Genomic DNA, 6515 nt, shown 5'->3' with positions numbered 1-6515 from the left:
CCCGAGGTCGCGGGCCTGCGCATCTTCGCGGGCTACGCCGGCTGGTCGCCCGGCCAGCTCGAGGGGGAGATCGACACCGGGTCCTGGTACGTCGTGGAGTCCGAGCACGAGGACGTCTTCACCGACAGCCCGGCCGGCCTCTGGCGCCGGGTGCTGCGCCGCCAGCCCGAGCCGCTGCGCTGGGTCGCCTGGTTCCCCAAGGACCCCGAGCAGAACTGAGCCCCGTCGGGCCCGGAGCGTGCCGGGCGCCCCGACGTAGGCTGGAGCCATGAGCGAGACGACGCCCCAGGACCCGAACGCCCCCGGAGCGCCGGGCGGCCCGGACGGTCCCGACGGGCCGCAGACCCAGACGGCGGTGCTCGAGCGCACCGAGACCGTCCCCGAGGTCGCCGAGCCCGGCGACCACGAGCGGTTCGCGCACTACGTCCGCAAGGAGAAGATCGTCGAGAGCGCGGTCACCGGCGAGCCGGTCACCGCCCTGTGCGGCAAGGTCTGGATCCCGGGCCGCAACCCCGACCGCTTCCCGGTCTGCCCCACCTGCAAGGAGATCTACGAGGGCCTGCGCGCCCCGCAGGACGGCGGCGACGACTGAGCCGGCCACCGCGGCGCGACGCCGACGCGCGCCGTGGATCCGGGTGTCGCGCAGACCCCCGACGACGTCGTGCCGCTGCCAGGATGTCCGCCAGCGACGTCGAGGGAGGCCGACATGACCGGTGCGTGGAGCGGACGGGCCGCAGGGGCGCTCGCCCTGCTGGCGGCGGGGGTGCTGGCGGCCGGGACCGCGGCGCCCGCGGGTGCGCGGGACCTGCCGGACGAGACCCGCACCATGCCGCCCACCGACTGCGTGGCGCAGGTCGGCTACCCCCAGAACGGCGAGCTCACCGGCTACCGCGTCCGTCAGCAGGGTGGCGAGGTCGTCTGCGTCCCGATCCGCGAGATCCCCCGGGTGGACGCCGCCAAGGGTGAGGACCCCCGCATCGACCGGGCGACCTTCCCGGCCGCCGTCGCGGCGCTGGAGGCGTGCCGGGCCGCCGGTCCCTGCGCGGCCGAGGCCGCCGCCGCCGCGTACGTCCCGAGCTCGTTCCGCAAGACGGGCACCAAGGACCCGGTCGGGCTCATCGACCCGTTCGCCCCCGACGTCGACCTCGCCGACATCCGCCGCCCCGCCTACTTCGCCCAGGCGCCCTACGCCGAGCCGATCGCCGCCGCCGAGGACAGCACCTGGACCCTCGACCTGGCCGTCCCCGCGGACCCCTACGACCGACTGGTGCGCGGCGAGACCGCCGACACCCACCTGCGCGGCTGGTACCTCCGGGGCGCCGGCGTCCGCGGTCCGGACGGGTCGCGCCAGCGGGCCCTCGTCGTCCTCATCGGCGGGCGGACGGTCGAGACCACCGCCACCGACGACCCGCGCGACCCCACGTACGTGCGCACCGCCGACGGCCGCTACGTCTACAACACCGCCGCCCGCGGGGAGGGGCTCGGCGCGCACGTCTGGCGCGGCTACCTCGACACGATGTGGCGGGCCGGCTTCGACGTCCTCACCGTCGACAAGCGCGGCCACGGCATCTCCGGGGGGCGGACCCCCGACGACCTGCTCAACCAGGGCCTGGACATGCTCCGGCTCCTCGACGCGCTCGACGACGGCGACGGCCTGCGGGTGCTCGGACCGGACGGCGCCGAGCGCGCGGGGACGGCGGCCGCCCGGGCCCTCATCCCCACGGCGCAGGAGGCGCGCACCGTCCCGACGGTCCTCGGCGGGTCGAGCCAGGGCTCGGAGACCACCGAGTTCGCGATGTGGGCCAACACCGCGCGCTGGTGCCGCTACGACGAGCCCGGCGCCCCGTGCCACGCGCCGTGGGGCCACGAGAACGTCCGGGGCGCGATCATGCTCTCGGCCATCTACAGCCCGGGCTCGTACGGCGCGCCCGGCCTGCTGCCCTCCATCGCCGCCGGCGCGCTGCGCAACCACATCATGCGGTACCCCACCTCCGAGCCCCTCGCGAGCATCGGCCGGTGGCCGGCCGTCCTCAACGTCAAGGGCCTGTGGGACGACCTGCCCGACGGCACCTTCTCGGTCTACGACGCCCACCGGCGCGCGGGCGACGACGCGCAGCTGTTCCTCGTCCGCGGCCCGCACTCGGAGGTGCAGTGGGGCGACGCAATCATCGCGCGCGTCCGGGCCCGGATGGTCGACTTCGCCACCGACGCCGTCCGGGGCCGCCCGGTGACCCAGCGCCGCTACGCCGACCTCCAGGACGCGGTCGCGGCCAGCTGGCCCGTGTACGAGCCGTCGACCGCGCCGACCGTGCTGCGCCCCGCGCGGGCCCGCTGACGCGGGAGCCCGTCACTCCACGGACAGGGTCAGCGGCCGGTCCAGCAGCCCGGACAGCCGCTCCACCTGCTCCGCCAGCGCGTCCTCGGGTGCCCGACCGCCGTCCGGCCCCCAGGTGACGACGAGCGACCCGCCGCGCACCGCCCACGTCCCGCGGACGACGCCACCGACGACGACGAGGTCCGCCTTGCGGGTCACGGCCTGCCGCAGTCCGGGCGGCACGACGTGCTCGTCCTTGGTGCCCGGCCCCATGACCCACTGGTCGTGCCCGGGCAGCAGGCGCACCGCCTCCGACGGCTCGGCGCGGGCCAGGGCGTCGGCGTGCTCCGCCAGGACCAGCGCCGGCTCGCCCCCCACCTCGACCGTGACCAGCCGGTCGGACACCTCGTCGAGCCAGCGCTCGATGCGGCGGCTCCCGGCGGAGAGCCCGCCGCCGAGCCAGGACCGCACGTGCTGCGCGGTCGCGGGCCCGTAGGCCCCGAGGTAGGCCGTGACGCAGTACCGGCCGGCCTCCTCCACGTCCCAGATCCCGGCCCAGCCCGTCGCCCGGTCGAGCCGCTGAAACGTCGGCCGTCCCGCCCGCCGCGGACCGAAGCCCATCGCGCCCTGCCAGGTGAGCGGCTTCATCAGCGTGCCCGCGCCGTCCTCGAAGGTGGGCCGGAGGTGCCGGAAGCGGCGGTGACGGGTGACGGCGGCCCCGAGCTCGGGGAGGGTCAGCGGCCCGTCCGCCAGCGCGTCGTGGACGGCGTCGAGCAGGGGCGGCCAGTCGGCGGGGCCGAGCCGGTAGTGCTCCTGCCAGCTCCTCAGCTCCCACTGCCGTCCCGCGCCGCGCAGCGCGAGGTAGGCGCCGGCGTCGTCGGGCGCGAGCACGTGGACGGCCCCGCGGAAGGCGAAGACCTGGACGAGGTCACCGGCGTCGACGGCGGCCGCGAGCTCGCCCGGCGCGGAGTCGCGGCGGCGCGTCCGCACGGCGAGCTCCGCCTTCGCCCCGTCCATCGTCGGCACGGCGCCGAGCCGCCGGACGACCTCGACCACAGAGGCGTCCCCGACGGGGTCGAGGAGGTGCCGCGCGAGCCGCCAGGCCAGCGCCTGGGGCCGGGTCACCGCGAGTCCGCCCACGCGGGCAGGGTGGCACACCGGCCGGCCCCGGTCACCCCGGCGGTGCTTTACGCGGCCTTTGCCCGGCTTACCGCTTCTTTGCCCGAACGGGACCCAGGGCTGACCACCCACGCCCTATGTTGCCGTGGAGCCGCACCGCGACGGTGCGGGCCGGACCACCCCTCGAAAGGTCGTCATGCGTTCACGCAGCCTCTCCACCCTCGCCGCCCTCACCCTGGGCGCCGCGGGGGTCGCCCTCCCGATCACCTCCGCCCAGGCCGTGCCGACCGCCGGCGTGGACTCGGTCGCCGCCGCCGAGTGCGTCACGCACACGGACGCCGTCGGCGGTCGCTCCGCGGGCGAGCGTCGGGACCCCCACGAGCTCAGCGACGCCAAGGCCGCGGCCATGGACCGCGCCCTCACGCAGGCCATGAAGGCCAAGGGCGTGCGCGTCACCGAGAGCGGCGCGGTCGCGACGAGGGGCAAGCCGGGCGGCGGCGGCGGTGGCGGGACGTTCGCCGGCGCGACGATCCCGGTCTACTGGCACACCATCACCGACGGCGCCAAGGGCCAGCTGTCCTCCTCGGAGATCAGCGCGCAGATCAGCGTGCTCAACAGCGCCTACGGCAACAGCCAGTTCACCTTCTCGCTCGTCTCCACCGACACGACCAACAACCCGAGCTGGTACAACGGCATCACCAACGGCTCCACGGCCGAGCGCGAGATGAAGACCGCGCTGCACAAGGGCGGCAAGAACGCCCTCAACGTGTACACCGCGGACCTCGGCGACAGCCTCCTCGGCTGGGCGACCTTCCCGAAGTCGACGGTCGACCCGATGGACGGCGTCGTCCTCCTCGACGAGAGCCTCCCGAACGGCAGCGCGGCGAACTACAACCAGGGCGACACCGGCACCCACGAGGTCGGTCACTGGCTCGGGCTCTACCACACCTTCCAGGGCGGGTGCAACGGCAAGGGCGACTACGTCGACGACACCCCGGCCGAGGCCTCCCCGGCCTACGCCTGCCCGACGGGCCGTGACTCCTGCGCCCGCTCGGCCGGCCTGGACCCGATCCACAACTTCATGGACTACACCTACGACTCGTGCATGGACCGGTTCTCCGCCGGCCAGACGACCCGGATGCAGAGCGCCTGGGTCACCTACCGCGCGAGCTGACCTCCGGTCGGCGACGACGTCGTCCACTAGCACGTCCCGAGGGCCCCGGCGAGTTCCGCCGGGGCCTTCGGCATGTCGCCGACCGGCCGCATATCGTGGCGTCCGCCCATGAGTACCTCCGCCGCCGGCCACCTGCCCCCCGCCTATCCCGAGCGGGCCGCCTGGGGTACCGCGGCGAAGCTGCGGGCCTGGCAGGAGGAGGCCCTCGCGGCCTACCTGGAGGGCGAGCGGAGAGACTTCCTGGCCGTCGCCACGCCGGGCGCCGGCAAGACGACGTACGCCCTGCGGATCGCCACCGAGCTGCTCGACCGCGGGGTCGTGCGGGCCGTCACCGTCGTCGCCCCGACCGAGCACCTGAAGACCCAGTGGGCCGACGCCGCGGGCCGGGTCGGCATCCAGCTCAACCCGTCGTTCTCGAACTCGGTCGGCGTCCAGTCCGGCGAGTACGACGGCGTCGCGCTCACCTACGCCCAGGTCGGCGCCAACCCCGGCCTGCACCGGCGCCGCACCGAGACCGTCCCGACCCTCGTCGTCCTCGACGAGATCCACCACGGCGGGGACTCCCGCTCGTGGGGCGACGGCATCCGGGAGGCGTTCAGCGGCGCGACCCGCCGCCTGTCGCTCACCGGGACCCCCTTCCGCTCCGACACCCACCCCATCCCGTTCGTCCGCTACGAGATGGACGAGGCCGGCATCCTGCGCTCGGCGTCGGACTACACCTACGGCTACTCGGCCGCGCTGCGCGACGGGGTCGTGCGGCCGGTGCTCTTCCTCGCCTACGGCGGCGCGATGCGCTGGCGCACCAAGGCCGGCGACGAGGTCGCGGCCCGGCTCGGCGAGCCCCTGACCAAGGACCAGACCGCCCACGCCTGGCGCACCGCGCTGGACCCCAAGGGGGAGTGGATCCCCGCCGTCCTCGCCGCGGCCGACCGGCGCCTCACCGAGGTCCGCCGGCACGTGCCGGACGCCGGCGGGCTCGTCATCGCCTCGAACCGGACCGCCGCCCGGGCCTACGCCCGCACCCTCGAGGCCGTGACCGGGGAGCCCGCCACCGTCGTGCTCTCCGACGACGCCGGCGCCAGCGCCCGGATCGAGTCGTTCGCGGCCGACGAGTCGCGCTGGATGGTCGCCGTCCGGATGGTGTCCGAGGGTGTGGACGTGCCCCGGCTGGCGGTCGGGGTCTACGCGACCTCGACCTCGACGCCGCTGTTCTTCGCCCAGGCCGTCGGCCGCTTCGTGCGGGCCCGCCGGCGCGGCGAGACGGCGTCGGTGTTCCTCCCCTCGGTCCCGGTGATCCTCGGGCTGGCGGCCACGATGGAGGAGGAGCGCGACCACGCCCTCGACCGGCGCTCCGACGCCGAGTCAGAGGCCTCGATCTGGGCCGAGGAGGAGGGGCTGCTCGCCGCGGCGAACAGGACCGAGCAGGCGCTCGGGCCCGAGGACGGCACCCGCTTCGAGGCCCTGGAGTCCGACGCGCACTTCGACCACGTGCTCTTCGACGCCAAGCAGTACGGCCAGCACGCGGAGGCCGGCTCCGAGGAGGAGCAGGACTACCTCGGCCTGCCCGGGCTGCTGGAGCCGGACCAGGTGGCCCTGCTGCTCGGCGAACGGCAGGCCCGGCAGGCCAGGAGCGGCGGCGCCCGCCCGGAGCCCGCCGGCCCCTCGCCGGTGGCGGCCCACCGGGCGCTGGCGTCGCAGCGCAAGGAGCTGAACAAGCTCGTGGCGGCGTACGCGAGCAAGACCGGGGCGGCGCACGCCACCGTGCACCTGGAGCTGCGGCGCACCTGCGGCGGACCCGAGCTCGCCGCGGCCACCGGGGACGAGGTCCAGGAGCGCATCGCGACCATCCGCCGGTGGTTCGTCGGCCGTCGCTGAGCGGACGCTGAGGACGGACCCCGACGCGTCGAC

Annotated in this window: 6 protein-coding genes; 5 read left to right on the top strand and 1 reads right to left on the bottom strand. The window is 75.5% G+C overall.

The genetic code is table 11. The features are described from left to right. The 3 genes from EPD83_RS12245 to EPD83_RS12235 all read left to right on the top strand — a co-directional run. The coding region (locus EPD83_RS12245; RefSeq protein WP_205859515.1) for a YqgE/AlgH family protein at positions 1-219 on the top strand (219 nt) is incomplete at its 5' end. 49 nt (positions 220-268) lie between these two features. Beyond that, on the top strand, positions 269-592 hold the full coding sequence (locus EPD83_RS12240) for a DUF3039 domain-containing protein (protein ID WP_128367425.1): 324 nt from the start codon (positions 269-271) through the stop codon (positions 590-592). 114 nt (positions 593-706) lie between these two features. Then, a complete protein-coding gene (locus EPD83_RS12235; protein ID WP_165566636.1) occupies positions 707-2335 on the top strand; it encodes a hypothetical protein in 1629 nt (542 codons plus the stop codon). A 12-nt stretch (positions 2336-2347) separates the two neighbouring features. Here the strand turns inward: EPD83_RS12235 and EPD83_RS12230 are convergent, their stop codons facing one another. Further along, the gene (locus EPD83_RS12230) at positions 2348-3454 is read right to left on the bottom strand and encodes a DNA glycosylase AlkZ-like family protein (RefSeq protein ID WP_165566635.1); all 1107 of its coding nucleotides are present in this window, start codon (positions 3452-3454) and stop codon (positions 2348-2350) included. Between the two features lie 175 nt (positions 3455-3629). On the opposite strand from EPD83_RS12230, the gene EPD83_RS12225 reads away from it, so the two are divergent. Both EPD83_RS12225 and EPD83_RS12220 read left to right on the top strand, forming a co-directional pair. Then, complete coding sequence (locus EPD83_RS12225) at positions 3630-4607, top strand: zinc metalloprotease (RefSeq protein WP_165566634.1); 978 nt, start codon at positions 3630-3632, stop codon at positions 4605-4607. A gap of 108 nt (positions 4608-4715) precedes the next feature. After that, a complete protein-coding gene (locus EPD83_RS12220) occupies positions 4716-6482 on the top strand; it encodes a DEAD/DEAH box helicase (protein WP_165566633.1) in 1767 nt (588 codons plus the stop codon). Positions 6483-6515: the final 33 nt, after the last annotated feature.

Origin of the sequence: Phycicoccus flavus (genome assembly GCF_004025965.2) — a bacterium.
Taxonomy (GTDB): Bacteria; Actinomycetota; Actinomycetes; order Actinomycetales; family Dermatophilaceae; genus Phycicoccus; species Phycicoccus flavus.
This window is presented reverse-complemented; position numbering and strand designations above follow the sequence as displayed.

Excerpts from the sequence above, each read along its gene's own strand:
- EPD83_RS12240 (WP_128367425.1), top strand. The coding sequence starts at position 269 with ATGAGCGAGACGACGCCCCAGGACCCGAACGCCCCCGGAGCGCCGGGC.
- EPD83_RS12220 (WP_165566633.1), top strand. The coding sequence starts at position 4,716 with ATGAGTACCTCCGCCGCCGGCCACCTGCCCCCCGCCTATCCCGAGCGG.
- EPD83_RS12235 (WP_165566636.1), top strand. The coding sequence starts at position 707 with ATGACCGGTGCGTGGAGCGGACGGGCCGCAGGGGCGCTCGCCCTGCTG.
- EPD83_RS12225 (WP_165566634.1), top strand. The coding sequence starts at position 3,630 with ATGCGTTCACGCAGCCTCTCCACCCTCGCCGCCCTCACCCTGGGCGCC.